This is a genomic window from Ectobacillus sp. OTK, assembly GCF_059698935.1.
The window spans coordinates 74822-100689 of record NZ_AP048547.1 but is presented as its reverse complement, the minus strand read 5'-3'; the positions used below and the strand labels follow the sequence as shown (position 1 = coordinate 100689).

The following is a 25868-nucleotide window of genomic DNA, read 5'->3' as shown; positions in this document are numbered from 1 at the left end:
AACATATTTTGTATGAAGCAGTGCCGAGGGCCGGGCTCGAACCGGCACGGTAGTCACCTACCGCAGGATTTTAAGTCCTGTGCGTCTGCCAATTCCGCCACCCCGGCATCATAAAAGCGGAAGACGGGATTCGAACCCGCGACCCCAACCTTGGCAAGGTTGTATTCTACCACTGAACTACTTCCGCATGACAAACACTGCAATCATATACAATTGTAAATGGTGCGGGTGAAGGGACTCGAACCCCCACGCCAAAGGCGCCAGATCCTAAGTCTGGTGCGTCTGCCAATTCCGCCACACCCGCAAATGTGAGCCATGAAGGACTCGAACCTTCGACCCTCTGATTAAAAGTCAGATGCTCTACCGACTGAGCTAATGGCTCATAAATATGGTGCCGGCTAGAGGACTTGAACCCCCAACCTACTGATTACAAGTCAGTTGCTCTGCCAATTGAGCTAAGCCGGCATATTTATGGTGGAGGATGACGGGCTCGAACCGCCGACCCTCTGCTTGTAAGGCAGATGCTCTCCCAGCTGAGCTAATCCTCCACATTGCCTAGCGACGTCCTACTCTCACAGGGGGAAACCCCCAACTACCATCGGCGCTGAAGAGCTTAACTTCCGTGTTCGGTATGGGAACGGGTGTGACCTCTTCGCCATCATCACTAGACCTATTTGCTTGACTCATATTAGAGACAATGATCATTATATCACGCTCTTTTATAAAGTCAACAGGAATTTTGATATTCCTTCAAAACTAGATAACATACTGCGTTGTGTAATTATGATTAAGCCCTCGATCGATTAGTATCTGTCAGCTGCACGTGTCGCCACGCTTACACCTCAGACCTATCAACCTGATCATCTTTCAGGGATCTTACTAGCTTGACGCTATGGGAAATCTCATCTTGAGGGGGGCTTCATGCTTAGATGCTTTCAGCACTTATCCCGTCCGCACATAGCTACCCAGCGATGCCCTTGGCAGAACAACTGGTACACCAGCGGTGCGTCCATCCCGGTCCTCTCGTACTAAGGACAGCTCCTCTCAAATTTCCTGCGCCCGCGACGGATAGGGACCGAACTGTCTCACGACGTTCTGAACCCAGCTCGCGTACCGCTTTAATGGGCGAACAGCCCAACCCTTGGGACCGACTACAGCCCCAGGATGCGATGAGCCGACATCGAGGTGCCAAACCTCCCCGTCGATGTGGACTCTTGGGGGAGATAAGCCTGTTATCCCCGGGGTAGCTTTTATCCGTTGAGCGATGGCCCTTCCATGCGGAACCACCGGATCACTAAGCCCGACTTTCGTCCCTGCTCGACTTGTAGGTCTCGCAGTCAAGCTCCCTTATGCCTTTACACTCTTCGAATGATTTCCAACCATTCTGAGGGAACCTTTGGGCGCCTCCGTTACACTTTAGGAGGCGACCGCCCCAGTCAAACTGCCCACCTGACACTGTCTCCCGCCCCGATGAGGGGCGCGGGTTAGAACTTCAATACAGCCAGAGCGGTATCCCACAGGCGCCTCCACCGAAGCTGGCGCTCCGGCTTCCCAGGCTCCCGCCTATTCTGTACAAGCTGTACCAAAATTCAATATCAGGCTACAGTAAAGCTCCACGGGGTCTTTCCGTCCTGTCGCGGGTAACCTGCATCTTCACAGGTACTATAATTTCACCGAGTCTCTGGTTGAGACAGTGCCCAAGTCGTTACACCTTTCGTGCGGGTCGGAACTTACCCGACAAGGAATTTCGCTACCTTAGGACCGTTATAGTTACGGCCGCCGTTTACTGGGGCTTCGATTCAAAGCTTCGCCTAGAGCTAACCTCTCCTCTTAACCTTCCAGCACCGGGCAGGTGTCAGCCCCTATACTTCGCCTTGCGGCTTCGCAGAGACCTGTGTTTTTGCTAAACAGTCGCTTGGGCCTATTCACTGCGGCTCTCCTTACGAAGAGCACCCCTTCTCCCGAAGTTACGGGGTCATTTTGCCGAGTTCCTTAACCAGAGTTCTCTCGCTCACCTTAGGATTCTCTCCTCGCCTACCTGTGTCGGTTTGCGGTACGGGCACCAAATACCATCGCTAGAAGCTTTTCTTGGCAGCGTAGAATCAGGGAGTTCGCCCATAAAGGGCTTCCCCATCACAGCTCAGCCTTTACGGTAAGCGGATTTGCCTGCTTACCAGCCTAACTGCTTAGACATGCACAACCAGCGGCATGCATCCCCTATCTTTCTGCGTCCCTCCATCGCTCAAACGGTAAAGAGGTGGTACAGGAATATCAACCTGTTGTCCATCGCCTACGCCTTTCGGCCTCGGCTTAGGTCCCGACTAACCCTGAGCGGACGAGCCTTCCTCAGGAAACCTTAGGCATTCGGTGGATAGGATTCTCACCTATCTTTCGCTACTCATACCGGCATTCTCACTTCTAAGCGCTCCACCAGTCCTTCCGATCTGGCTTCACCGCCCTTAGAACGCTCCCCTACCACTGATACCAAAAGGTATCAATCCGCAGCTTCGGTAGTATGTTTAGCCCCGGTACATTTTCGGCGCAGAGTCACTCGACTAGTGAGCTATTACGCACTCTTTAAATGGTGGCTGCTTCTAAGCCAACATCCTAGTTGTCTAAGCAACTCCACATCCTTTTCCACTTAACATACATTTTGGGACCTTAGCTGGCGGTCTGGGCTGTTTCCCTTTTGACTACGGATCTTATCACTCGCAGTCTGACTCCCAAGGATAAGTCATTGGCATTCGGAGTTTGACTGAATTCGGTAACCCGATGGGGGCCCCTAGTCCAATCAGTGCTCTACCTCCAAGACTCTCACACTTGAGGCTAGCCCTAAAGCTATTTCGGGGAGAACCAGCTATCTCCGGGTTCGATTGGAATTTCTCCGCTACCCACACCTCATCCCCGCACTTTTCAACGTGCGTGGGTTCGGGCCTCCAGTAGGTGTTACCCTACCTTCACCCTGGACATGGGTAGATCACCCGGTTTCGGGTCTACGACCACGTACTATGACGCCCTATTCAGACTCGCTTTCGCTGCGGCTCCGCTTTTTCAGCTTAACCTTGCACGGGATCGTAACTCGCCGGTTCATTCTACAAAAGGCACGCCATCACCCATGAACGGGCTCTGACTACTTGTAGGCACACGGTTTCAGGATCTCTTTCACTCCCCTTCCGGGGTGCTTTTCACCTTTCCCTCACGGTACTGGTTCACTATCGGTCACTAGGGAGTATTTAGCCTTGGGAGATGGTCCTCCCGGATTCCGACGGAATTTCACGTGTTCCGCCGTACTCAGGATCCGCTCAAGAGGGAACGAAGTTTCGACTACAGGGTTGTTACCTTCTATGACAGGCCTTTCCAGACCGTTTCATCTACCCCGTTCCTTTGTAACTCCATATAGAGCGTCCTACAACCCCAAGAGGCAAGCCTCTTGGTTTGGGCTATCTTCCGTTTCGCTCGCCGCTACTTAGGAAATCGCGTTTGCTTTCTCTTCCTCCGGGTACTTAGATGTTTCAGTTCCCCGGGTATGCCATCAACACCCTATGGATTCAGGTGAAGATACCATCCCATTACGGATGGTGGGTTTCCCCATTCGGAAATCTCCGGATCAAAGCTCACTTACAGCTCCCCGAAGCATATCGGTGTTAGTCCCGTCCTTCATCGGCTCCTAGTGCCAAGGCATCCACCGTGCGCCCTTTCTAACTTAATCATTAAAAAGTTTACACTTTGTTTTTACTATAGCACAGTATTTGTTATCTAGTTTTCAAGGAACATCATTTGAAGGATAGTTCCTTCAAAACTGAACAAAACATCTAAAACGTCTTTTACTTATCACGAACTGCATTCGTGAAAGTCTCCATAGAAAGGAGGTGATCCAGCCGCACCTTCCGATACGGCTACCTTGTTACGACTTCACCCCAATCATCTGTCCCACCTTAGGCGGCTGGCTCCCGTAAGGGTTACCCCACCGACTTCGGGTGTTACAAACTCTCGTGGTGTGACGGGCGGTGTGTACAAGGCCCGGGAACGTATTCACCGCGGCATGCTGATCCGCGATTACTAGCGATTCCAGCTTCATGCAGGCGAGTTGCAGCCTGCAATCCGAACTGAGAACGGTTTTATGAGATTAGCTCCACCTCGCGGTCTTGCGACTCTTTGTACCGTCCATTGTAGCACGTGTGTAGCCCAGGTCATAAGGGGCATGATGATTTGACGTCATCCCCACCTTCCTCCGGTTTGTCACCGGCAGTCACCTTAGAGTGCCCAACTAAATGCTGGCAACTAAGATCAAGGGTTGCGCTCGTTGCGGGACTTAACCCAACATCTCACGACACGAGCTGACGACAACCATGCACCACCTGTCACTCTGCCCCCGAAGGGGAAGCCCTATCTCTAGGGTTGTCAGAGGATGTCAAGACCTGGTAAGGTTCTTCGCGTTGCTTCGAATTAAACCACATGCTCCACCGCTTGTGCGGGCCCCCGTCAATTCCTTTGAGTTTCAGTCTTGCGACCGTACTCCCCAGGCGGAGTGCTTAATGCGTTAACTTCAGCACTAAAGGGCGGAAACCCTCTAACACTTAGCACTCATCGTTTACGGCGTGGACTACCAGGGTATCTAATCCTGTTTGCTCCCCACGCTTTCGCGCCTCAGCGTCAGTTACAGACCAGAAAGCCGCCTTCGCCACTGGTGTTCCTCCACATCTCTACGCATTTCACCGCTACACGTGGAATTCCGCTTTCCTCTTCTGCACTCAAGTTTCCCAGTTTCCAATGACCCTCCACGGTTGAGCCGTGGGCTTTCACATCAGACTTAAGAAACCGCCTGCGCGCGCTTTACGCCCAATAATTCCGGATAACGCTCGCCACCTACGTATTACCGCGGCTGCTGGCACGTAGTTAGCCGTGGCTTTCTCGTTAAGTACCGTCAAGGTACGAGCAGTTACTCTCGTACTTGTTCTTCCTTAACAACAGAGCTTTACGACCCGAAGGCCTTCATCGCTCACGCGGCGTTGCTCGGTCAGGCTTTCGCCCATTGCCGAAGATTCCCTACTGCTGCCTCCCGTAGGAGTCTGGGCCGTGTCTCAGTCCCAGTGTGGCCGATCACCCTCTCAGGTCGGCTACGCATCGTCGCCTTGGTGAGCCGTTACCTCACCAACTAGCTAATGCGCCGCGGGTCCATCTGTAAGTGACAGCCAAAGGCCGCCTTTCCATTTCACATCATGCGATGCGAAAAAGTATCCGGTATTAGCTTCGGTTTCCCGAAGTTATCCCAGTCTTACAGGCAGGTTACCCACGTGTTACTCACCCGTCCGCCGCTAGGTTCCGAAGAACCTCGCTCGACTTGCATGTATTAGGCACGCCGCCAGCGTTCATCCTGAGCCAGGATCAAACTCTCCATAAAAGTGTTTGTCTAGCTTCATAAATAAAAATTGACGTTTTGTGTTTTGTTCAGTTTTCAAAGAACTATTTGCCGCTCAAAGCGACTTTAACAATATAACATCTTGTCTTATTGCTGTCAACAATCTTTTTTATTCATTTCAGATCGTTTTGTTCTCAGCGACGAATATTAATATAACAATTAAATCATTAGAAAGCAATAGTTTTTTTATTATTTTTTTGTATTTTAAAGAACTACGCAATCCTGCTCATAAAAAGAAAAGCTTTGGAGATCTCTCCAAAGCTCAGTCTTACTTATGTCTCATAAGCGGGAACAACAATACATCGCGAATAGACGGAGAATTCGTTAACAGCATAACAAGACGGTCAATTCCAATACCAAGTCCGCCCGTAGGAGGCATACCATACTCTAACGCCTCAATATAATCATCATCCATCATATGGGCTTCATCATTTCCTTGCTCACGCTCTTTTAATTGAGCTTCAAAGCGCTCCTTCTGATCAATCGGGTCGTTCAATTCAGTGAAGGCATTTGCATGCTCACGGGCTACGATAAATAGCTCAAAACGATCAGTGAAGCGTGGGTCTTCATCGTTCTTCTTCGCAAGCGGAGAAATTTCCACTGGATGGCCATAGATGAATGTAGGTTGGATTAAGTGCTCTTCTACCTTTTGCTCGAAGAATTCATTAATAATGTGACCTACTTCCATAGTATCTTTGATTTCAACATTATGCTCCTTCGCTAAAGCACGAGCGTCCTCCACACTCATTGGATTCCAGAAATCAGCTCCACAGTATTGCTTAATGGCATCTACCATGTGGAGTCGTTTCCATTGAGGCTTTAAGTCTACTTCATGTTCGCCGTATTGCACAGTTGTTGTACCTAATACTTCCTTTGCAATATGAGCAATCAAATTCTCTGTAAGCTGCATAATATCTTGATAGTCTGCATACGCTTCGTACAACTCAATCATCGTAAATTCCGGATTATGACGCGTTGAAATTCCTTCGTTACGGAATACACGTCCAATTTCGTATACCTTTTCCAAACCGCCAACGATTAAACGCTTCAAATGAAGCTCAATCGCAATACGCATATATAGCTCCATATCTAAAGCATTGTGATGCGTAATAAATGGGCGTGCAGATGCTCCACCCGCAATCGCATGCATCATCGGAGTTTCTACCTCAAGATAACCGTGATCATCTAAATATCTTCTCATCGCTTGAATAATTTTACTTCTTGCAATAAATGTTTGGCGGCTCTCCATGCTTGTAATCAAGTCCACATAACGTTGACGGTAACGCTGCTCAACATCCTTTAGACCATGGTACTTATCCGGAAGCGGGCGAAGTGACTTTGTAAGTAACGTAAAGTTTGTTACTTTTACAGAAAGCTCGCCTACCTTCGTTTTGAAAATAGCACCTTCTACACCAACAAGATCTCCTAAATCAGCCGTGTCAAACAGTTCATATTGCTCCTCACCTACAGCATCCTGACGAACATATATCTGAATTTGCCCTTCTAAGTCTTGAACATGTGCAAATCCAGCCTTCCCTTTACCGCGCTTCGTCATAATGCGACCAGCAAGCGAAACAGTCGGACCCTTCTCTTCTAACTCTTCTTTTGACATTCCTTCAAACAATTCAAATAGCTGTTTTGTGGAATGAGTACGTTCAAAACGCTTTCCGAACGGGTCAATTCCTTTCTCACGTAGATTATGTAACTTCTCCCGGCGCACTAACAGCTGGTCATTTAACTCTTCGTGGCTCATTTTATCAACTCCAGGCTTTCTTAAATTTTACAATATATACAGTATAGCATTTTCTCTGCAACTAGAAAAACTGCCAGTATTTCACCGGCAGTCTTCGACGTAATTATAGGCAGTATATCTTGTAATGTCAAACACTTATCCCGCTTGGGCAGCGTTCTCCTTTTGCTCAACTTCCTCTACAAAAGAAGTAAGCAGAGATACCATTTGCTCACGTGTATTACATTCATTGACAGAGTTACGCACTCTTGCATTTCCACGAACGCCCTTGAGGTACCAAGCAGCGTGCTTTCTCATCTCTTTTACCGCAATGCTTTCATTTTTCAAATCAATCAAGCGGTCTAAATGAAGAATACACACATCAATTTTTTCACGAACACTTGGTTCTGCTATGAGTTCTCCCGTTTCTAAATACTTTACTGTACGGTAAATCATCCATGGGTTTCCAAGTGCAGCGCGTCCAATCATAACGCCGTCCACCCCAATTTCATCAAGCATGCGCTTCGCATCCTGAGGTGTTTCTACATCCCCGTTTCCGATAACTGGAATATGGACCGCTTCCTTCACCTGTTTAATAATGTTCCAATCTGCCTTTCCTTCATACATCTGTGAACGAGTACGACCATGAACAGCGACAGCTTGCCCGCCTGCACGTTGTACAGCAAGCGCATTTTCTACCGCGAATATATGATCTTCATCCCATCCGATGCGCATTTTCACTGTTACCGGCTTGTTCACTGCATCCACAACAGCCGCTACCATTTCATATACCTTATTCGGATCTAGGAGCCATTTTGCACCCGCATCACATTTTGTAATTTTTGGAACCGGACAACCCATATTAATATCAATAATATCTGCTGTTGTATTTTTGTCTACGAATTTTGCGGCTTCTACAAGAGTTTCCTTTTCACCGCCAAAAATTTGCAGACTGAGCGGTTTTTCGCGCTCATCAATATACAGCATATCTAGCGTTTTTTGATTATTAAATAGAATCGCTTTATCACTTACCATTTCCGCACATACTAAACCCGCACCAAATTCCTTCACAGTTAAACGAAATGCAGCGTTACATACACCTGCCATCGGTGCTAATACAACCGGATTTTTCATTTCGATATTTCCGATCTTTAACATTTTGTTTCCTCCCTTCCTATCCCTTGCTTAATAAATCATCTATAGAAACGTTCAAAGCCTCTGCAATTTCTGTAAGTAAATCTTGCAATGATGCACGATTTACTCCTTCCACTTCCTCTAAAATAGATACCGGGTACGCTTAAAAGCTTCGCGAAGCCTTTCTGCGCCTAACCCTTCAGCCTTCGAAAAGCACAAATGCGTCTTCCTCACTTCTCCTCTTCCATATGACAACTCCCTCTCGCCTTCTCATCTCTTCTAGCTGCGAAGGTGAGATCCTATTACTAAGCTCACTATAAACTTCTAATAAAGGAATTAAGACGAAAGCTCGTTCAAACATACGAGGATGAGGAACAACAAGGCTCTCTGTTTCAATATTTTCTTGATTATACAGTAAAATGTCAAGGTCTATTGTTCTTGGTCCCCAATGAATTTCCCTTGTTCTTCCTAAAAGCTTCTCTATACGCTGCATGATTTGCAACAACTCTTCCGGTTTCATACTGGTAGAAATTTTTATAACGAGATTTAAAAATTTATCTTGTTCTGTGTATCCGACAGGGTCTGTTTCATAAATCGAGGAAATATCTTCAATCTCAATATCACGATGTTCCTGCAATAAAAGAACCGCCTCGCGCAAATGCTGGCAGCGGTCTCCTAAGTTAGAGCCTAAACCTAAATATACTATATTCTTCATAATCTTTCCCTCGTAATTTCAACCGCCACAGAACGGTAATGCCCTGGGATAGGAGGATCTGGTTTAATAACCTTTACAATGCAGCGCTGTACGAGGGGATACTGATTGAAAATATTCGCCGCAATGTTCTCAGCAACAGCTTCTATAAGCTTATAGGGTTTCCCCTCTACTATCTGCTTACATGTATTATAAAGCTCTCCATAGTTAACTGAATGGTTTAAATTATCTGTTGTCCCCGCTTCCTTTAAATCAAGCTCTACCGTTAAATCTACTTTAAAGCGTTGTCCTAACTTGTTCTCCTCAGGAAAAACGCCGTGGTATCCATAAAACTCCATTTCAGTAACAAAAATTTTATCCAATGCGTTGCTCCCCTTTCCCAAGCATCGCATCCATCATTTTAGCCATTCTTGCCATTTCTAACACATCATGCACACGCACAATATCGCATCCCTTTTGAATACCAAGACAAACTGTTGCACCTGTTCCTTCCATCCGTTCACTTACAGGTAAATCAAGAACATTGCCAATAAAAGATTTTCTCGAGGTTCCAAGAAGAAGCGGATAACCAAGTATAGTAAACTTTTCAAGATTGCGCATTACTTCCAAGTTTTGTTCCGATGTTTTCGCAAAACCAATACCTGGGTCTAAAATAATGTTTTCATCTCGTACACCAGCTGCTTTGGCGATTTTGACACTTTCATACAAATCAGCAATCATATCAGCAATTAAGCTGTGATAATTCATATTGTCACGGTTATGCATCAAAACAATAGGGACCTCATAGTGCGCTGCCACCTCCGCAATTCGCGGCTCTGCCTTTGCTCCCCAAATATCGTTAATCATGCGTGCGCCCGCCTCAACCGCCTGTTTTGCAACTTCCGCCTTATAGGTATCGATGGAAATAGGTTCTTTTACCTCTTGTGCAACAGCCCTAATCATCGGCACTACGCGACTCAGTTCTTCCTCAACAGATATTTTCACAAAACCAGGACGTGTCGATTCACCGCCAATATCAATAATATCTGCTCCTTGCATAACCATTTCCTTTGCACGAGCAGCCGCTGCTTCTGCCGCATTATAACGTCCGCCATCGGAAAAAGAATCAGGCGTAACATTCAAAATACCCATAATAATTGTTTTTTCTGCAATATTTAACTCATGCAAGCCACACTGAATATTCGTTACCAGCTCCAAGCTTTAGCCTCTCCTTTCACTCAATTCAAATCTACTCCAAAGTGTATGCCTATATTGATGATAAGCAGCTATGAGCTGCCGCGTCACTTCTCCATTCTTTCCTGGAAACACACGAGAGAGAAGAGAACGAATCGGTACAATTTCTTGAATCGAATTTGTAACGAAGATTTCATCACTGTTTAACAATTCCAACTCCGTAAATAGCCCCTCTTTATAAAAAATCCCCTGCTCCTGCGCAAGAGCAAGAATAAACTCACGTGTAATCCCATTTAAAATTCCTGTTTCTAAAGACGGTGTATATAGCAATCCATTTTTGACAAAAAATACGTTCGAGACAATCCCTTCTGCCAGATATCCAGATTCAGTTAAAAAAATCCCCTCTTTCCCAAGGTCTTGTCCGATTTCGCGTTTTCCTAAGATATTATTTAAATAATGGTGTGACTTAAGGCGGAATGCCCCCTCCGGTGTATTGCGCCTCTGCTCCAGAATGACCCCTTCTTTTTCTATAACCCCTCCAGCAGGAGGCAATGGTTTTATAAACACAATAATAGATGGCTGCTCATATACTTCCGTTTGCAAACCAATCTCTCCCGCTCCTGCTGAAACATTAAAGCGAATATATGCATTTTGGAAATTATTTCGCACGAGGAGTTCCTTTATGATCTGCCAAGCCTCTTCCATTGTCATATGCCATTTAATATGTAAACAGGAAAGAGCGGTTGTAAGCCGCTCATAATGATCTTGGAATAAAAACGGATGACCCTCGTAAATACGAAACGTTTCAAACACCCCAAGACCATATAAATAGCCATGGTCATATGGGGAAATCACGGCTTCACTGCTTTCGACGAACTTTCCGTTTACGTAAATCAGCATATTGCCTTGCTCCGGCTATAATACGCAATAAAATTTTGCAAAAGCTCCTTGCCGTGCGATGTCATAATGGACTCTGGGTGAAACTGTACCCCTTCAATCGGCAGCGTTTTATGACGAATCCCCATAATTTCACCCTCTTCGGTCCACGAAGAAACCTCCAGGCAATCCGGCAGTGTTTCCTTCTTCACAATAAGAGAATGGTAACGAGTCGCATGAAATGGGTTTGGGATATCCTGAAAAATGGTTTTGCTGTCATGATACATAGGTGATGTTTTACCATGCATAAGCCGTTCTGCTCGTACTACATCACCACCGAACACCTGCGCAATAGATTGATGACCTAAACACACGCCAAGAATAGGGATTTTACCCGCAAAATGTTCAATTACGCGCAAGCTAATCCCAGCTTCATTTGGACTGCACGGCCCTGGTGAAACCATTAAGAAGGAAGGGGCTAATTCCTCGATTTCTTCAATAGTCACCTCATCATTTCGTTTCACTATAAGCTCTTGTCCAAGCTCTCCAAGAAATTGTACAAGATTGAATGTAAAGGAATCATAATTATCAATCATTAAAATCATCTACGCTCACCTTACCGTTTCTTCACTTCGTTCTTTCGCACGCCATAAGGCAATTGCTTTCTTTAGTGATTCTTTATACTCATTTTTTGGATTTGAGTCAATGACAATACCAGCCCCAGCCTGCACATACGCTTGACCATCCTTAGCAAGGAGAGTGCGGATGACAATATTAAGTTCCATATCTCCTGAATAACCAATCCAGCCAATAGATCCCGTATAAATCCCTCTTCGTACAGGCTCAAGCTCTTCAATAATTTCCATCGTACGAATTTTAGGAGCCCCTGTAATGGTACCACCCGGAAAGACAGCTTTTACGATATGAAAAGCATCCTTGTCTCTTTGTAATTCCCCTCTTACGTTTGATACAATATGCATTACATGCGAGTACTTTTCAATTACCATAAACTCATTAACATTTACAGTCCCATACTCACATACACGTCCAAGGTCATTTCGCTCTAAATCCACGAGCATTACATGCTCTGCGCGTTCCTTTTCATTTTCAATTAATTCTCTTGCCAAAGCCTCATCCTCAGCCTCATCTTTACCGCGTGAACGTGTTCCTGCAATAGGTCTTGTACTAACCTCCGTCCCCATCTTCTTAATAAGAAGCTCTGGCGAGCCGCTGACGATTTGGAAGTCAGACAGTTCTAAATACCCCATATAAGGAGATGGATTGATTTCTCGAAGGCTTGTGTAAATTTCCATTGGATGAGCGCGAAGAGGCTGAGATTGGCGAACAGATAAATTCACTTGAAATACATCACCAGCTGCAATATAGTCTTGTACACGCTTAGCAGCATCTATAAATCCCTCTTCAGTAAAAGAAACCGTTGCCTCCCCACCTGAGATGCTCTCTATCTCAGTAAACACAGCGGGAACTTCCTGTGTCCACATAGCTGTCAGCTCTTCTAAGTGCTTCTGTGCAGCCTCTTGATCTGTCTCATAATGGGTAATCAGCCATAACAGCTGCTCTTGCTTATCATAAACAAAAACATCATCAAAAACTAAAAAGAATACATCTGGAATATTTAAATCATCCTCTGCTATAGAGGGAAGCTTTTCAATATAACGGATACAATCATAACTAAAGTACCCGACCGCTCCTCCATGAAACGGCGGATAGCTAGCGTTTGGCACCGTTCTCTTTTGCTCCATATAGCCCTTCATCAAATCAAGAGGATTCCCGCTTAGAACAATCTCATTCTCCCCTTCTACGATGCGAAGCTCCTCACCCTTGCCGCGCAAAACCGCAACGGCATCTAAACCAGCAATGCTATATCGGCCGCCTCGTCCACTTTCAAGGATGACATGGTACTCTTTGTTCTGTGATAAAAATTTATATTGGTGAAAAAAGGAGCGGCTATAAGGGATAGAGACCGCTAAGGCTGTTTTTTGCATACCTACACCTCATTCGTTTTATTGCTACTGTTTATTCTACACGAAGTTGTCTAACTGTTTCACTTTTTTCACTGCCTAAGTAGAGAAAAAAGTGGAACTATCTGAAGGAGGTAATGATGTAAGCCTTCTCATTAAGCTAATGATTCCTCTATAATGGGTTCCCTTATACCATAAACTCAATTTTATATAAGAAAAGTCACATCTTCCTAATTAAAATAAAAACAGGACACTCCAAATTATGGAATGCCCTGCCAAAAATGATTCAGATGGACATCAACTGGCTTTGAAGTCCATTTAAATCATTAACAGAATTAAGATTCAAATTGATAAAGCGGTGTGCTTAGGTAGCGTTCTCCGTTGCTTGGGATAATCGCAAGTACTTTCTTGCCTTTACCAAGCTTTTTCGCTGTTTGCAATGCAGCGTAAACAGCTGCCCCTGAGGAGATTCCAACAAGAATTCCCTCTTCACGGCCCATTCTTCTTGCATACTCAAATGCTTGATCATTTGTTACTTGAATAACTTCGTCGTAGATGTCTGTGTTTAACGTATCAGGAACAAATCCTGCACCAATCCCTTGGATTTTGTGAGGACCTGGCTTACCTCCAGATAATACAGGAGAGTCAGCTGGTTCTACCGCACAAATTTTGATGTTTGGATATTTTTCCTTTAATACACTTCCCGCACCAGAGATTGTTCCACCTGTGCCGATACCAGAAATAAATGCATCTAACTGATCGCCCATTTGCTCAACGATTTCTGGTCCTGTTGTTAAACGGTGTACCTCAGGATTTGCAACGTTTTTAAACTGCTGCGGCATGAAGTAGCCATTTTCTTTTGCCAATTCCTCAGCTCTGCGAATTGCTCCGCCCATGCCCTCTGGGCCTGGGGTTAATACAAGATCAGCTCCGTAAGCACGCAATAGATTGCGGCGCTCCATGCTCATTGTTTCTGGCATAACAAGAATTGCTTTGTAACCTTTTGCTGCAGCTACCATTGCTAAACCAATTCCAGTGTTTCCGCTTGTAGGCTCTACAATTGTATCTCCAGGCTTTAATATACCATCTTTTTCTGCCGCCTCAATCATTGCAAGACCAATCCGGTCCTTTACGCTGCTTCCAGGGTTCATGAATTCCAGCTTTACATATACTTCAGCACTATCCTCGTCAACAAGACGGTTTAACTTTACGATTGGTGTTTGTCCGATTAATTCTGAAACAGAATTTGCTACTTTCATCTCCGCCACCCCTAATACCGAGTATTTTTATTGGTTTTATTCTATTTTCACAAATAAATCATTATTTGTCAATTGATGTTTCTTATTATTCAAAATCTTTTTATCTATAGGTTTTCAATTAGCGAAGTTAAATCCTCTTTAGTAAACAGATACTTTTCATTACAGAAATGACAGTGTACCTCTGTTTGCTCTTCTTCCTCACGAATTTGTTCGAGTTCCGCTCTTCCTAAACTTACAAGAACATTCTCAATACGCTCGCGTGAGCATGTACAACGGAAAGCTACATCCATCTTCTCCAAAATCTTTACATTTTCCTCTCCTAATACCTCAGATAGAATTTCTTCTGGTATCAGCCCTTGTTCTACAAGCTTAGAGATAGGTGGAATAGTTTGAAGACGCTGTTCAATGAATGAAATGGTTTGCTCCTCTGCTCCTGGCATAATTTGCAGAATAAATCCGCCTGCCGCTTTAATGCTATCATCACCATTCACAAGAATCCCTACACCTACAGATGCAGGAGTTTGCTCTGATACCGCAAAGTAATAAGTGAAATCCTCTCCAAGCTCTCCTGATACAATTGGAACTTGTCCCATAAAGGGCTCACGCATTCCAATATCCTTAATAACAGTGAGAGATCCCTCTGTACCAACAGCTTGGTATACACGCAGCTTCCCTTGCTCGTTAGCCTCAAAATCAACATGTGGATTAGCTACATAGCCGCGCACTTCTCCCTTTGAATTCGCATCCACTAAAATATGCCCTAAAGGACCGTTTCCTTCAACTTTGATAGTTAATTTCTGGTCGCCCTTAAGCATAGCTCCCATCATCGCGCCTGCTGTTAGAGCACGCCCTAAGGCTGCTGACGCTGTTCTCCACGTATCGTGGCGCCGTTGCGCTTCACTCACTGTTTCTGTCGTCAGAGTACTATAAGCGCGCACCTGTCCGTCAAATGCCAACGCCTTAACTAAGTAATCCTTCATAGATGTTCACCTTTCTCGAGCTGTAAATTTGCATTGCGCTCATATAAAATATGAAGACCTTTTAACGTTAGGAATGGATCGACAATATCAATGATATTCGATTCCTCCGCAATTAGTTTAGCCAATCCTCCCGTCGCAATTACAAGCGGTTCTTTTTTTGCCTCTGCCTTCATACGTCTCACAATTCCCTCTACCTGTCCAACATACCCGTACAAAATACCAGACTGCATGGCGCTTACTGTATTTTTACCAATCACATCCTGAGGCCTAGTAATTTCAATACGCGGCAGCTTTGCTGCTCTTGTATATAAAGCCTCAGCTGATATCATAATTCCAGGAGTAATAGCTCCTCCCATATAATGCTTATTTTCATTAATATAACAATATGTAGTTGCCGTTCCAAAGTCTACAATAATTAGCGGATTTCCGTATAGTTGAATACCAGCCACTGCATTTACAATTCGATCTGCACCAACTTCCCTCGGATTTTCATATTTAATATTTAAGCCTGTTTTAATTCCTGGTCCTACAACGAGCGGTTTTAGCTTAAAGTATTTTTCACACATTCTTTCAAGCGCAAACATAATAGGCGGTACAACCGAGGAGATGATAATTCCTGTAATATCATGAAATGTAATGCCTTCGTAAGCAAGGAGCTCCTTTACAAGAATTCCATATTCATCCTCTGTTTTATGGCGATTTGTCTCAATTCGCCAATGTTGACGCAATTGTCCGCCTTCAAACACTCCTAATACAGCATTTGTATTCCCTACATCTAATACAAAAATCATGCTCTCACCACTTATCCTAAATTTTTATATATGTATTATAATTATTCTCTGTTCCTATTGTACCTAATTTATTCCGCTTTCACCGCATAAAAAGGTAATGGCTGCGTTAAGAACTGAGAAAAAATAAGCCATGGCATACTTTTTTACATGAAAAGCACAGACGTTAGTTGGACAATTCTCTAAAAGGAATACTTCCTTATCTCAGAACAAAAAGGAGTGACACGACGTCACTCCTTTTCTTTAGGTTCTTCAGCACTTGCTTCTTCTTTTTTTGCGGAGATATTGACTTTCACATCATCAGCATAGGAGCTTTTTTTACGCTCCGGTAATACACCGTTTTCGTATAAGCCTTTAATTTGTTCCGCATCAAGAGTTTCCACTTCAAGCAATGTTTTTGCAATGATTTCAAGCTTATCGCGCTTATCTGTTAAGATTTCCTTGGCACGTGCATAGCTTTCTTTCATAATACGCTGAATTTCCATATCAATTTCGTGCGCAATTGCATCACTATAGTTTTGTTCAGAATGGAAATCTCTCCCAAGGAAGACCTGCCCCTGTGGATTACCAAATTGCATCGGTCCAAGCTTATCGCTCATACCAAATTCTGTTACCATTCGTCTTGCAATACCTGTCGCACGTTGGAAATCATTGTGGGCCCCTGTACTAACCTCACCGAATACGATATCCTCCGCAACACGGCCGCCAAGCAAGCCGACAATTTTATCAAGCAATTCTGGTTTTGTCATAAAGTAACGATCTTCCTTCGGAAGCATAACGGCATAGCCGCCAGCTTGACCACGTGGAACAATTGTTACCTTATGCACCATATCAGCTTCATCTAGCACCATGCCGATTACTGTATGGCCCGCTTCATGATACGCAACAATATTGCGCTCTTTTTCAGAAATTACACGACTTTTCTTGGCCGGACCGGCAATTACACGATCTGTCGCTTCATCAATATCTGTCATATCAATTCGCTTCTTATTTTGACGAGCTGCTACAAGAGCTGCTTCGTTTAATAAGTTTTCAAGATCTGCACCAGAAAATCCTGGTGTACGAGCTGCAATTGCTCTTAAATCTACAGTATCATCAAGAGGTTTATTACGTGCATGTACCTTAAGCACTGCTTCACGACCGTTTACGTCTGGACGGTCTACCGTAATTTGACGGTCAAAGCGACCCGGACGCAGTAAAGCTGGATCCAAAATATCCGGTCTGTTTGTCGCAGCGATAATAATGATACCTTCATTAGCACCGAACCCGTCCATTTCTACAAGCAACTGGTTCAATGTTTGTTCACGCTCATCATGACCGCCGCCAAGACCTGCACCACGTTGACGGCCTACCGCATCGATTTCATCGATAAAAATAATACAAGGGGCATTTTTCTTTGCATTTTCAAATAAATCGCGAACACGGGAAGCACCGACACCGACAAACATCTCTACAAAGTCGGAACCACTAATAGAAAAGAATGGTACACCAGCTTCACCTGCAACCGCTCTTGCAAGAAGTGTTTTACCAGTTCCTGGAGGACCTACTAATAACACACCTTTCGGGATACGGGCCCCAAGCTCTGCAAATTTGCGTGGATCCTTCAAAAACTCTACAACCTCAACAAGCTCTTGTTTCTCCTCATCTGCACCTGCTACATCTCTAAATCGTACCTTTTTCTTATCATCGTTATATAACTTTGCCTTACTTTTTCCAAAATTCATCACACGGCTGCCCCCGCCCTGTGCCTGGTTTAAAAGGAAGAAGAAAAGGATGAAGATAATAACAAACGGAATGATAGAAGTAAAGAACGTCACCCATGCACTTGTTTCTTCTGCAGGCTGATAATCAATTTTTGTATTCTTTACCTTCTCATTAATTTTTCTTTGCAATTCTTCAGTATTCGGCGCATATGTAACGAAGTAATCTTCTTGGCCAGAATCACTAAATTGTCCCTTTACCTCAAATACACCGCCGTTTTTAGGCTGGAGTTCAACACTGCGTACTTCTCCACTCTCCAATCTAGAAACGAATGTGTCATAGCTAATCGATTTTGTTTGCTGAGTAGAACCATTAAAATAGCTCACAACACCGATTACAACAAGGAATATAAGTAAATAAAAGATGGTATTACGGAAGATGCGATTCATCCCTGACCTCCTCTCACAGCATACACACTTATAGTAAATAGTAACATAAACAAACCTTCCTATCCAAATGTAAGGCCTTCATATATTAATTTGAATAAACGCTTGGTTTTAATACCCCGATATAGGGAAGGTTGCGATATTGTTCTCTGTAATCTAAGCCGTAGCCGACAACAAATTCATTTGGTACATGAAAGCCTACATAGTTTGCTTCGATGTCAATTTTTCGTCCTGACGGCTTATCCAATAATGTGACAATTTTCACGGACTTAGCTTTACGGTATTTAAACAGATCTACGAGGTAGCTCAATGTAAGTCCACTGTCAATAATATCTTCTACAATTAAGATATCCCGTCCTTCTACAGAAGTATCAAGATCCTTTAAAATTTTCACTTCCCCGCTAGACGTTGTAGAATGCCCATAGCTAGAAACCGCCATAAAATCCATTTCAAGGTATGTATCTACACGCTTTAAAAGATCTGCCATAAAAGGCATAGCACCTTTGAGTACTCCAACAGCTAAAGGAATAGTGCTCTTGTAATCCTCTGTAATGACAGCACCGAGCTCCTTGAGCTTTTGTTGTATTTCTTCCTCTGAAATGAGTACCTTCTCAATATCTTGATTCATCATCTGTTTATCCTCCTAGAAGACTCCTTGCTTTTGTAGCGAATAATTATGTAGCTTCCTCCCTCAGCAGCCTTTTCTGAGCTTACTGATGCTTGCTTTAGTAAGGGCAGCCAAAGAATTGTTCCTTGTGCATCACAAACGACAGGCCATTCCCCTCTCTTTTGCTTAGGTACCTTTTCTTCAATAAAGATAGCTTTTATCTTTTTTGTACCATTCATACCTTTAATACGCATACGATCTCCATCCATTCTGGAACGGACAATGAGAGGAATAGAAACAGCGCTTTGCGGTACAACAAATACAGCACCATCTTTTATGGAAGGAATTTCCTTCCCGATTTCTGCTGTCAATTCATCACCATTTGGCAAAATAACTGTCCCAGGGACAGACATTGTATAAGAGAAAGGGGCGGCTTTCTCTTCTAAAAATCCAAAACTACATTCTTCATATGTACGAGTTACTTTCAGTCCTTCTGGAAAATCTAGCGATCCTGAAGGATGGGAACGCTTTAGAAAAGACAGTACTTGCTCAATATGTATAGAAGATAGTGATGAAGGAAGCTTGGAATTATAAAGATAGTTTAATATTAGTTGAATCCCTCTCCTTTGTAAAGGCATAGGCAATGATTCAAAGTCAGGAATTGACAATACAACTTGTATTTTGTTTTCTTTTCTAATTACTTTATTCATTTTTTTGATGGCTAATTCCTGCAAATAGTCTTCATCCTCTTGAATAAACTTACTAAAAGCTTGGAATTTTTCATGCACAGCTGGGTTTTCCTCTTTTAAGCGGGGAAGAACATATTTACGAAAACGATTTCTTGTGTATGTATCTTTATTGTTGCTCGGGTCAACGCGAGGAACAATTCCTTTGTTATGACAATATTGTTCAATTTCCTGCTTTGTCACAGCTAAAAAAGGGCGTATGATTGTACCAGTACTGAACTCTCTCTTTGCCGGTATACCGGCATAACCTTTCATGCTGCTGCCTCTCACAAGGCGCATGAGGATCGTCTCTACCTGATCATCACCATGATGACCGAGAACAAGAGCATGTGCCTTATACTTATTCATCACTTCTTCTAAGAAACGATAACGACACTCTCTTGCAGCGGCTTGAGCCCCAAGCTGATGCTCCTGCTGATAAGAAGCTACAGGAATTCGGGCGGCTTCAAATGGAATCTGAAACTTTTCGCATATGCTGCGTACATAAAGAAGGTCCTGCCATGACTCTTCACCCCGAAACATATGATCCACATGTGCCACAACAATAAAGAGATCTTCCCTCTCTTTTCGTTCCATCAAATAATACAGCAAAGCAAGGGAGTCTGCCCCTCCCGAAACAGCGACAACAATTTTTGCTCCTGAACGAAGCATTTCGTATTTTTCTACAAAGGCATCTACCTTCTGAACAAATTCACCCTTCAATATTACAATCACCCTTTATCGATTGAAACCTATCAAGCTTGTAAGTATAATCGTACCACTTTTTATGATTTATCTGCAAAAGAAACATCCGAAACAAAAGAAAGTTCACAAAATCGATAAAAACAAAGAAGATCCGAGGTTTACACCTTGGACCTTCGTTAATAATTTTTATGTCCATCCATGAAAGTGCCCAGCAAATTTTCGTACCTCGTCCTATTACTATCTTCGACAAGGAAAACACTTTTTATACATATTACGCCTGTTTACTAAACACTGGAATAGTTGCCCATTTTGGCATTGTTTTATCGACCTTTGCTACCACCACCGTCATATCGTCTTCAATAAATCCATTGCGGGAACGGATGACCTCCTCCATCAAAACATCTGCAATCTCCTGCGGATTCTCCGTTTGCAGCTCTTTAATCTTCCGCTTCATCCACATTTCATGATTTTCTACATGCTTTGGCCCTTCGAAGATGCCATCACTCATCATAATAAGAATATCGCCCATTTTAAGCTGCTCACTCACTACATCAACTTCAAAATCTTGAATCATTCCCATCGGTAAATTACTTGCTTCTATTTTAATCACACGGTCACCGCGTTTTACAAAGCTTGGCGTAGAGCCAATTTTCAAAAACTTAGCGCTGGCATCCCGCAGATCAATCATCGCCAAATCTAATGTGGTAAAAATCTCTTCAGTCGTTCTTAATGACAAAATAGAGTTAATCGACTTGATCGCGATGGTTTCATCAATGCCAGATTGGAGAATCTTTTGCAGAAGTTTTAACGTTTCCTTGCTTTCGCGATGTGCCCGCTCTCCATTTCCCATTCCATCGCTAATAGCTATCGCGTATTTTCCAATGCTCAGCTCCATTGTGGAGTAGGAATCACCAGATACAAGTCCGCCCCCTTTCGCAGCAGTAGCAAGCCCTGTATCAATAGAAAAGGTTTTTGCGGAACCAAAGCACACATTACTATAACCGTTCGGATACTGAGAAGGCTCCTCTAGCTTTACAACAATCGTTTCCTTTAAAATGTCAGAGAGCATAGGTGCAAGCAGCTTTTCACATTCACCACGCTGATTCGATGCAGTTGGAATCGTCATTTCTATATCAACATTGCCTTGGTCAAGACAATAAATATCTACATGTCCAATCTCTATCCCGAATTCCCGGAATGCCTCTAAAATTTGTTCTTCCTGTACTTGATGGTTCTCTTTCTCTCTCTGAATCTCCTTGGCAAAATCCTCCATTACCTTCGAGACACCAAGAAGCTGCTCCGCAACAAGACGACGGCCTTCTATCATTTGTTTCTTCAGCTTCTGTTGATTATAAAAGTGAAACAGCTCTTGATTAATCAACTCTGTTACGCGTGTTCCTCTTACACAATATTTATCCCATTCTCTCGTTAGCTTCGTATTTCTCTGAAGAGTCCCTTCCTGTGTTTCCTGCATAATCTCCCTTAAGTAATCATATGTCTTATCAAAGTTCACCGCCCAACACTGTTCGCGCTTAAAGCATGTTTGGCATGTTTTTGCCGTAATGCCGCTTAAGAAGAGGTCTGCTTCTTTCTCTTGGTCTTCTTCCTCTACATATCCATAAACAGCAAAGCTGCCAGAGAGCGCTTGAAATACGTTAGCGAATTGCGTAATCTTATTTGATGTAACATCACGCATACGTCTTAAATATTGCTGCTGATCTGTTGAATGTTCATTTGTCCCAGGTACAAACCTCGCAAGCTTCTCCATTATAAATTTTGGAGTGAGAAGGAACATCATAATAGCAGCCACCGACTCTAATAGTGTCACTGCTATATCGGCCTGCTTGTCCACATAAAGGGCAATCAAACTTGTACCAATTAAAAGCCCTAATCCAACTCCAATGCGTCTTCCTTCCTTCAATAAACCTCCCAAAAGCCCGGAGAAGGCAAGCAAACTAAGCTGATACAAGCTTGCGACGTTTGCAAGACTCAAAATTAAACCTGTCACCACTCCTACCGTTGAACCAATCGTTGCCCCAGCCACATAAGCTGCCAACAGGACAAGATATCTAGTAAATACATGCTGGATAGATAAGTGGTATAAGAACCAATCTGTCGTTCCTGTCAAAACGGAAGCAAGCAAAATGATTAAACAAACAATTTCTTCCGTTTCTAAAGCCTGCTGCTTCCCTTTCCGTTCTGTAAGCAAGGGAACACTTTGCAGAAAAATCATTGTTAACACAAAGCTTAGTCCAGCTTCGATTGTACTCATAAACACATCATATAAAATTAAAGATCCCTGCTGAAAATATACAACAGATAGATGAGCTGTTAATGCCGAAAGGAATACTTGAAACGGTACAAGACCTACTGTTTTTGTTGTAAACCTGCCAAAAACAATATTATACACGAAGAACATAAAGATTGAGGCAAAGGTGAAGGTTGTATTTTCAATAGATACAGTAAAGGCTCCTCCCATAACAGCGAGAAAAGCTAATGCCATCTTATCACGCTTCATAATATATACAGCTGCGAAAAATGGAAGAGCAAATGGTAAAATATTTGTTAGAATATATGCACGCCCCAATAGAAAGCCTACTAACGCCACAACAAATCCCCAGCGGAAAAAAATATGCTCCACCCATATTTTCATCTTGCTTGTCCAACGTGAGAGGGCTAGCGGTCCACGATTCATAGCCACTAAGTCAGAGTTCGGATTGACAGTGTTTTTTCCTGTCCTTGGCATACTCTTAACACCACCCGCATAGTTTATTAATTGTAATTATAAATGGTGTAAAGAGTAAATTTTGTCAAAAAAATGGAAAATAAAATCAGAATTGTTCGACTTTTTATTAGAAATCCTTCCATTTCTATACACAAACAGTTATACTATCACGCATTATTTGTAATATCCTTAGAGGAATCGTCTTTTTACTAATAGTATCAGGTGAAAGATATATGTACTTCAATTTAAGAAAAAGGAATTTATAAGATAGGACAGAAAGCGAATCCACGTCTTAAAAAAATAATTCTATTCATCACAGAGGAAACAAAAGGAGAAAAAAACAAAAAGCTAAACCAAAAAGGTTTAGCTTTTTTTAATGACCCGTACGGGATTCGAACCCGTGTTACCGCCGTGAAAGGGCGGTGTCTTAACCACTTGACCAACGGGCCGTTATGGTAGCGGCGGAGGGGATCGAACCCCCGACCTTACGGGTATGAACCGTACGCTCTAGCCAGCTGAGCTACACCGCCATATCTGGTCACCTAATGGACAAGATTTATAATATCAATAATTACGAAAAATGTCAACGAAGAATTTAAAGTTTTTCAGAATAGTAAAATAAAAAGGCACTCGAACTACGTTCCCGAGTGCCCTATATTTTGAAAGGATAAACAGCAAGTTACCCGCGTCTCGCGCCGCGACCGCCTCGTTTTGACTCTGTATTACGCTTTAAGGAAGATAAACGATCTTCACTATCCTTTAAAAAGCGTGCCATCTTCTGTTCAAAGTTCTCTTTCACTACACCACGGGGTTCGCCGCCGCGATCACGGTTATATGGACGTGGGCGCTGAGGACGTCCAGAACGCTGTTGTTGTTCGCCCTCTGGTACCGGCGGACGATCCTTAGCCTTCTTAATAGATAGTCCAATTTTCCCGTCCTTTTCAACATTGATCACTTTCACTTCTACTTGATCGCCGATTTTCAAGTGATCATTAATATCTTTAACATAATTATCCGCTACTTCGCTAATATGAACGAGACCAGTTAGTCCTTCTGGCAGCTCCACAAAAGCCCCAAAATTAGTGATACCTGTTACTTTCCCTTGTAACTTGCTGCCTACCTCAATTGACATAAAAAAAATGCTCCTCCTTAATTTTTCAAAAGTCAAATTTCCTTTATTATATATGATTGTAAAATATAGTGTCAATGAACGACATATGCCTTACAAGCATTTGGAAAACATAGGTTCTTTATTTAGCAATCGGAAAAATAGTTTCTCCCTCTTTGGAAAAGAAATAGTCTCTTCTAGCAATTTTAGCGATATACTCATCGTCGTTCAGCTTTTTAATCTCATCCTTTAAACCTTTTTCCTCCACCATCAGCGCTTCCATTTCCTTCGAGAGCTTCTCTATTTCCTTTTGTTTCTCCTTAATACTTATCTCTTGCTGATGGAAGGTGATATTTGTCCCTACCACAACGGTAAAGGAAAATAGAAAAAACACAAGAAGCCTGCGCAAAAGGTGTTTTTTCTTCGAATTGTCTGATTGTATAGTATGCTGAAGATTCTCTGCTGGATTCTCCGCTACATACTTTCTTAGTTCCCTCATTGTCGAGGTCCCCCTAACCATCGTTTAATATATTCCCACCATTTTAAGACTGTCACTTTCACTTTCTGGATTTTCTTCAAAATTCCTGCATATTTCTTCACAAAAATTTTAGCACGGTGAGGAAGGAGTTTCCACACTATAACTCCAATTAAACGGAAAGGAACCAAAATGATTTTCCAAATAAGAGATAAGAGCCGTACAATCAGTTTGTAAAGAAGGAACGATGCTGTCTTTAACATCTGCAGCAAAAACAAGATGCATGCAAGTAAAAATTGAAACAGATATACAATTGGCTTGATAATAAGTGTTTTGACAAGCATCTCCAATAAGCGGTACGTACGAACAACAGTCCGGATAGCTGCCTCAAGTACCGCCATATATAATGTTTTGAGCAGGCCTTGATAAGCTGCAAAACCACAAAGTAAAGCAACAAATACATAAAAACGGAGCTCCGCTTCATTTACAAGCAGCAACACATAAAAAACAAATAAAGCTTGGACAGTCCAAAATACAATATCATGGACAAATACAATCCAGCGCTTTCGTCTTGGACGTTTTAGAAAGCGTTGGTACGTGTCGAGGGCCGCACCGACCCACGCCCCCATACCAACCATAGAAAGCATTGTGTAAAATTGAATGGTTAGACTCATTTAAATAGTTTGCTAAAGAAGCCTTTAGCCTTCTCCGATTGATGTTCGTCTATATAGGCCATTTCGTAAACCTTCCCCTTGATCGACACAATGCCCTTTTCTACATCCAAGTTCTTCATCTGCAAATTTTGCCCGCGAATTGTAAGAAATCCCATGACTGTTTCCAACAAGAATTCTTCGCTGTCAAAACTCTCCACCTGCTTCACACCCGTAATATCAAGGAGCCTTCTCCCCCGCATAATAATGTCATGCTCGACAGAGACATTTTGATTATTTAAAGAAGTTGCCTGGTAGCCCTTATTCATGCTCTCCCCCCCATGGCTCATACTGTTATCAATGTATGAAGGGGGCATTTTTTTTAGAACAAGCCTTCAGGTTGTTCTGTTTGTACTTTTTCTTCCTTCAAAACAGTATACATGGAAGGTGCATCTTCTTTTTTTGTCGTTTCCTTCAGCTCATTCACCTTTACCGTTACAATTTTCTGCCCGAACCGAACTGTTAGCTCATCATTTACCTTTACGACCGAGCTTGCTTTCGCAGGCAGACCGTTAATAGAAATACGTCCTTGGTCAGCCACTTCCTTAGCTAATGTTCTTCTTTTAATCAAACGAGACACCTTTAGAAACTTATCTAATCTCATATTTTCCCTC

At 43.1% G+C, this 25868-nt stretch carries 20 protein-coding genes, 8 tRNA genes and 3 rRNA genes; all 31 read right to left on the bottom strand.

The window, feature by feature from the left end; genetic code table 11:
• Window positions 1–21: 21 nt before the first annotated feature.
• A tRNA-Leu gene (locus tag AC6HZ4_RS00520) sits at window positions 22–107 on the bottom strand.
• Window positions 108–115: 8 nt separating this feature from the next.
• A tRNA-Gly gene (locus AC6HZ4_RS00515) sits at window positions 116–187 on the bottom strand.
• A gap of 33 nt (window positions 188–220) precedes the next feature.
• A tRNA-Leu gene (locus AC6HZ4_RS00510) sits at window positions 221–304 on the bottom strand.
• A 5-nt stretch (window positions 305–309) separates the two neighbouring features.
• Window positions 310–382: transfer RNA gene (locus AC6HZ4_RS00505), tRNA-Lys, on the bottom strand.
• Window positions 383–389: 7 nt separating this feature from the next.
• Window positions 390–465, bottom strand: a tRNA-Thr gene (locus AC6HZ4_RS00500).
• Between the two features lie 7 nt (window positions 466–472).
• Window positions 473–548 (bottom strand) — tRNA-Val (locus tag AC6HZ4_RS00495).
• 5 nt (window positions 549–553) lie between these two features.
• Window positions 554–669: ribosomal RNA gene (gene rrf, locus AC6HZ4_RS00490) — 5S ribosomal RNA — on the bottom strand.
• A 114-nt stretch (window positions 670–783) separates the two neighbouring features.
• A 23S ribosomal RNA gene (locus AC6HZ4_RS00485) occupies window positions 784–3709 on the bottom strand.
• Window positions 3710–3862: 153 nt separating this feature from the next.
• Window positions 3863–5401 (bottom strand): 16S ribosomal RNA (locus AC6HZ4_RS00480).
• The 16S, 23S and 5S rRNA genes sit together here with 6 tRNA genes alongside, the layout of an rRNA operon.
• A 286-nt stretch (window positions 5402–5687) precedes the next feature.
• Window positions 5688–7172: a lysine--tRNA ligase gene (gene lysS / locus AC6HZ4_RS00475; protein WP_497493110.1), complete on the bottom strand. Its 1485-nt coding sequence runs from the start codon at window positions 7170–7172 to the stop codon at window positions 5688–5690.
• 135 nt (window positions 7173–7307) lie between these two features.
• Window positions 7308–8306, bottom strand: a complete 999-nt coding sequence (gene dusB, locus AC6HZ4_RS00470) for a tRNA dihydrouridine synthase DusB (RefSeq protein WP_497493109.1) — start codon at window positions 8304–8306, stop codon at window positions 7308–7310.
• A gap of 175 nt (window positions 8307–8481) precedes the next feature.
• The gene (gene folK, locus AC6HZ4_RS00465; RefSeq protein WP_497493108.1) at window positions 8482–8997 is read right to left on the bottom strand and encodes a 2-amino-4-hydroxy-6-hydroxymethyldihydropteridine diphosphokinase; all 516 of its coding nucleotides are present in this window, start codon (window positions 8995–8997) and stop codon (window positions 8482–8484) included.
• Window positions 8994–9356 carry a dihydroneopterin aldolase gene (gene folB, locus AC6HZ4_RS00460; RefSeq protein ID WP_497493107.1) on the bottom strand — a complete coding sequence of 121 codons (363 nt, stop codon included), beginning with the start codon at window positions 9354–9356 and terminating at the stop codon, window positions 8994–8996. The genes folK and folB overlap by 4 nt, the downstream gene beginning before the upstream one ends.
• Window positions 9349–10191 carry a dihydropteroate synthase gene (gene folP, locus AC6HZ4_RS00455; RefSeq protein WP_497493106.1) on the bottom strand — a complete coding sequence of 281 codons (843 nt, stop codon included), beginning with the start codon at window positions 10189–10191 and terminating at the stop codon, window positions 9349–9351. Before folP ends, folB begins: the two co-directional genes overlap by 8 nt.
• Before the next feature lie 3 nt (window positions 10192–10194).
• Window positions 10195–11067 (bottom strand): aminodeoxychorismate lyase, encoded by an 873-nt coding sequence (gene pabC / locus AC6HZ4_RS00450; protein ID WP_497493105.1) that lies wholly within the window; start codon window positions 11065–11067, stop codon window positions 10195–10197.
• On the bottom strand, window positions 11061–11648 hold the full coding sequence (gene pabA / locus AC6HZ4_RS00445; RefSeq protein WP_497493104.1) for an aminodeoxychorismate/anthranilate synthase component II: 588 nt from the start codon (window positions 11646–11648) through the stop codon (window positions 11061–11063). Before pabA ends, pabC begins: the two co-directional genes overlap by 7 nt.
• Before the next feature lie 6 nt (window positions 11649–11654).
• A complete protein-coding gene (gene pabB, locus AC6HZ4_RS00440) occupies window positions 11655–13049 on the bottom strand; it encodes an aminodeoxychorismate synthase, component I (RefSeq protein ID WP_497493103.1) in 1395 nt (464 codons plus the stop codon).
• A 311-nt stretch (window positions 13050–13360) separates the two neighbouring features.
• Window positions 13361–14284 (bottom strand): cysteine synthase A, encoded by a 924-nt coding sequence (gene cysK / locus AC6HZ4_RS00435; protein WP_497493102.1) that lies wholly within the window; start codon window positions 14282–14284, stop codon window positions 13361–13363.
• A gap of 104 nt (window positions 14285–14388) precedes the next feature.
• Window positions 14389–15264 carry an Hsp33 family molecular chaperone HslO gene (gene hslO / locus AC6HZ4_RS00430; RefSeq protein WP_497493101.1) on the bottom strand — a complete coding sequence of 292 codons (876 nt, stop codon included), beginning with the start codon at window positions 15262–15264 and terminating at the stop codon, window positions 14389–14391.
• Window positions 15261–16055 carry a type III pantothenate kinase gene (locus tag AC6HZ4_RS00425; protein ID WP_497493100.1) on the bottom strand — a complete coding sequence of 265 codons (795 nt, stop codon included), beginning with the start codon at window positions 16053–16055 and terminating at the stop codon, window positions 15261–15263. Before AC6HZ4_RS00425 ends, hslO begins: the two co-directional genes overlap by 4 nt.
• Window positions 16056–16282: 227 nt before the next feature.
• Entirely contained in the window at window positions 16283–18202 is a 1920-nt protein-coding gene (gene ftsH / locus AC6HZ4_RS00420) for an ATP-dependent zinc metalloprotease FtsH (RefSeq protein ID WP_497493098.1), read from the bottom strand.
• Between the two features lie 85 nt (window positions 18203–18287).
• Window positions 18288–18830, bottom strand: a complete 543-nt coding sequence (gene hpt / locus AC6HZ4_RS00415) for a hypoxanthine phosphoribosyltransferase (protein ID WP_497493097.1) — start codon at window positions 18828–18830, stop codon at window positions 18288–18290.
• Window positions 18827–20254, bottom strand: a complete 1428-nt coding sequence (gene tilS / locus AC6HZ4_RS00410; RefSeq protein WP_497493096.1) for a tRNA lysidine(34) synthetase TilS — start codon at window positions 20252–20254, stop codon at window positions 18827–18829. Before tilS ends, hpt begins: the two co-directional genes overlap by 4 nt.
• A 253-nt stretch (window positions 20255–20507) precedes the next feature.
• The gene (gene spoIIE / locus AC6HZ4_RS00405; protein ID WP_497493095.1) at window positions 20508–22982 is read right to left on the bottom strand and encodes a stage II sporulation protein E; all 2475 of its coding nucleotides are present in this window, start codon (window positions 22980–22982) and stop codon (window positions 20508–20510) included.
• A gap of 356 nt (window positions 22983–23338) precedes the next feature.
• Window positions 23339–23410 (bottom strand) — tRNA-Glu (locus AC6HZ4_RS00400).
• 4 nt (window positions 23411–23414) lie between these two features.
• A tRNA-Met gene (locus AC6HZ4_RS00395) sits at window positions 23415–23491 on the bottom strand.
• Between the two features lie 149 nt (window positions 23492–23640).
• A complete protein-coding gene (locus AC6HZ4_RS00390) occupies window positions 23641–24093 on the bottom strand; it encodes a S1 domain-containing RNA-binding protein (RefSeq protein WP_497493094.1) in 453 nt (150 codons plus the stop codon).
• 118 nt (window positions 24094–24211) lie between these two features.
• Complete coding sequence (locus AC6HZ4_RS00385) at window positions 24212–24568, bottom strand: FtsB family cell division protein (protein ID WP_497493093.1); 357 nt, start codon at window positions 24566–24568, stop codon at window positions 24212–24214.
• The gene (yabQ, locus tag AC6HZ4_RS00380; protein ID WP_497493092.1) at window positions 24565–25218 is read right to left on the bottom strand and encodes a spore cortex biosynthesis protein YabQ; all 654 of its coding nucleotides are present in this window, start codon (window positions 25216–25218) and stop codon (window positions 24565–24567) included. Before yabQ ends, AC6HZ4_RS00385 begins: the two co-directional genes overlap by 4 nt.
• Window positions 25215–25523: a sporulation protein YabP gene (gene yabP / locus AC6HZ4_RS00375; RefSeq protein WP_497493091.1), complete on the bottom strand. Its 309-nt coding sequence runs from the start codon at window positions 25521–25523 to the stop codon at window positions 25215–25217. The genes yabQ and yabP overlap by 4 nt, the downstream gene beginning before the upstream one ends.
• A gap of 53 nt (window positions 25524–25576) precedes the next feature.
• Window positions 25577–25858, bottom strand: coding sequence for an RNA-binding S4 domain-containing protein (locus tag AC6HZ4_RS00370; protein ID WP_497493090.1), 282 nt, complete (start codon window positions 25856–25858; stop codon window positions 25577–25579).
• Window positions 25859–25868 lie beyond the last annotated feature (10 nt).

Coding starts and splice junctions, on each gene's coding strand:
- dusB (WP_497493109.1), bottom strand. CDS start 8,306: ATGTTAAAGATCGGAAATATCGAAATGAAAAATCCGGTTGTATTAGCA.
- yabP (WP_497493091.1), bottom strand. CDS start 25,523: ATGAATAAGGGCTACCAGGCAACTTCTTTAAATAATCAAAATGTCTCT.
- cysK (WP_497493102.1), bottom strand. CDS start 14,284: ATGAAAGTAGCAAATTCTGTTTCAGAATTAATCGGACAAACACCAATC.
- AC6HZ4_RS00385 (WP_497493093.1), bottom strand. CDS start 24,568: ATGAGGGAACTAAGAAAGTATGTAGCGGAGAATCCAGCAGAGAATCTT.
- yabQ (WP_497493092.1), bottom strand. CDS start 25,218: ATGAGTCTAACCATTCAATTTTACACAATGCTTTCTATGGTTGGTATG.
- pabB (WP_497493103.1), bottom strand. CDS start 13,049: ATGCAAAAAACAGCCTTAGCGGTCTCTATCCCTTATAGCCGCTCCTTT.
- pabC (WP_497493105.1), bottom strand. CDS start 11,067: ATGCTGATTTACGTAAACGGAAAGTTCGTCGAAAGCAGTGAAGCCGTG.
- AC6HZ4_RS00370 (WP_497493090.1), bottom strand. CDS start 25,858: ATGAGATTAGATAAGTTTCTAAAGGTGTCTCGTTTGATTAAAAGAAGA.
- folK (WP_497493108.1), bottom strand. CDS start 8,997: ATGAAGAATATAGTATATTTAGGTTTAGGCTCTAACTTAGGAGACCGC.
- spoIIE (WP_497493095.1), bottom strand. CDS start 22,982: ATGCCAAGGACAGGAAAAAACACTGTCAATCCGAACTCTGACTTAGTG.
- hslO (WP_497493101.1), bottom strand. CDS start 15,264: ATGAAGGATTACTTAGTTAAGGCGTTGGCATTTGACGGACAGGTGCGC.
- AC6HZ4_RS00425 (WP_497493100.1), bottom strand. CDS start 16,055: ATGATTTTTGTATTAGATGTAGGGAATACAAATGCTGTATTAGGAGTG.
- lysS (WP_497493110.1), bottom strand. CDS start 7,172: ATGAGCCACGAAGAGTTAAATGACCAGCTGTTAGTGCGCCGGGAGAAG.
- AC6HZ4_RS00390 (WP_497493094.1), bottom strand. CDS start 24,093: ATGTCAATTGAGGTAGGCAGCAAGTTACAAGGGAAAGTAACAGGTATC.
- ftsH (WP_497493098.1), bottom strand. CDS start 18,202: ATGAATCGCATCTTCCGTAATACCATCTTTTATTTACTTATATTCCTT.
- pabA (WP_497493104.1), bottom strand. CDS start 11,648: ATGATTTTAATGATTGATAATTATGATTCCTTTACATTCAATCTTGTA.
- hpt (WP_497493097.1), bottom strand. CDS start 18,830: ATGATGAATCAAGATATTGAGAAGGTACTCATTTCAGAGGAAGAAATA.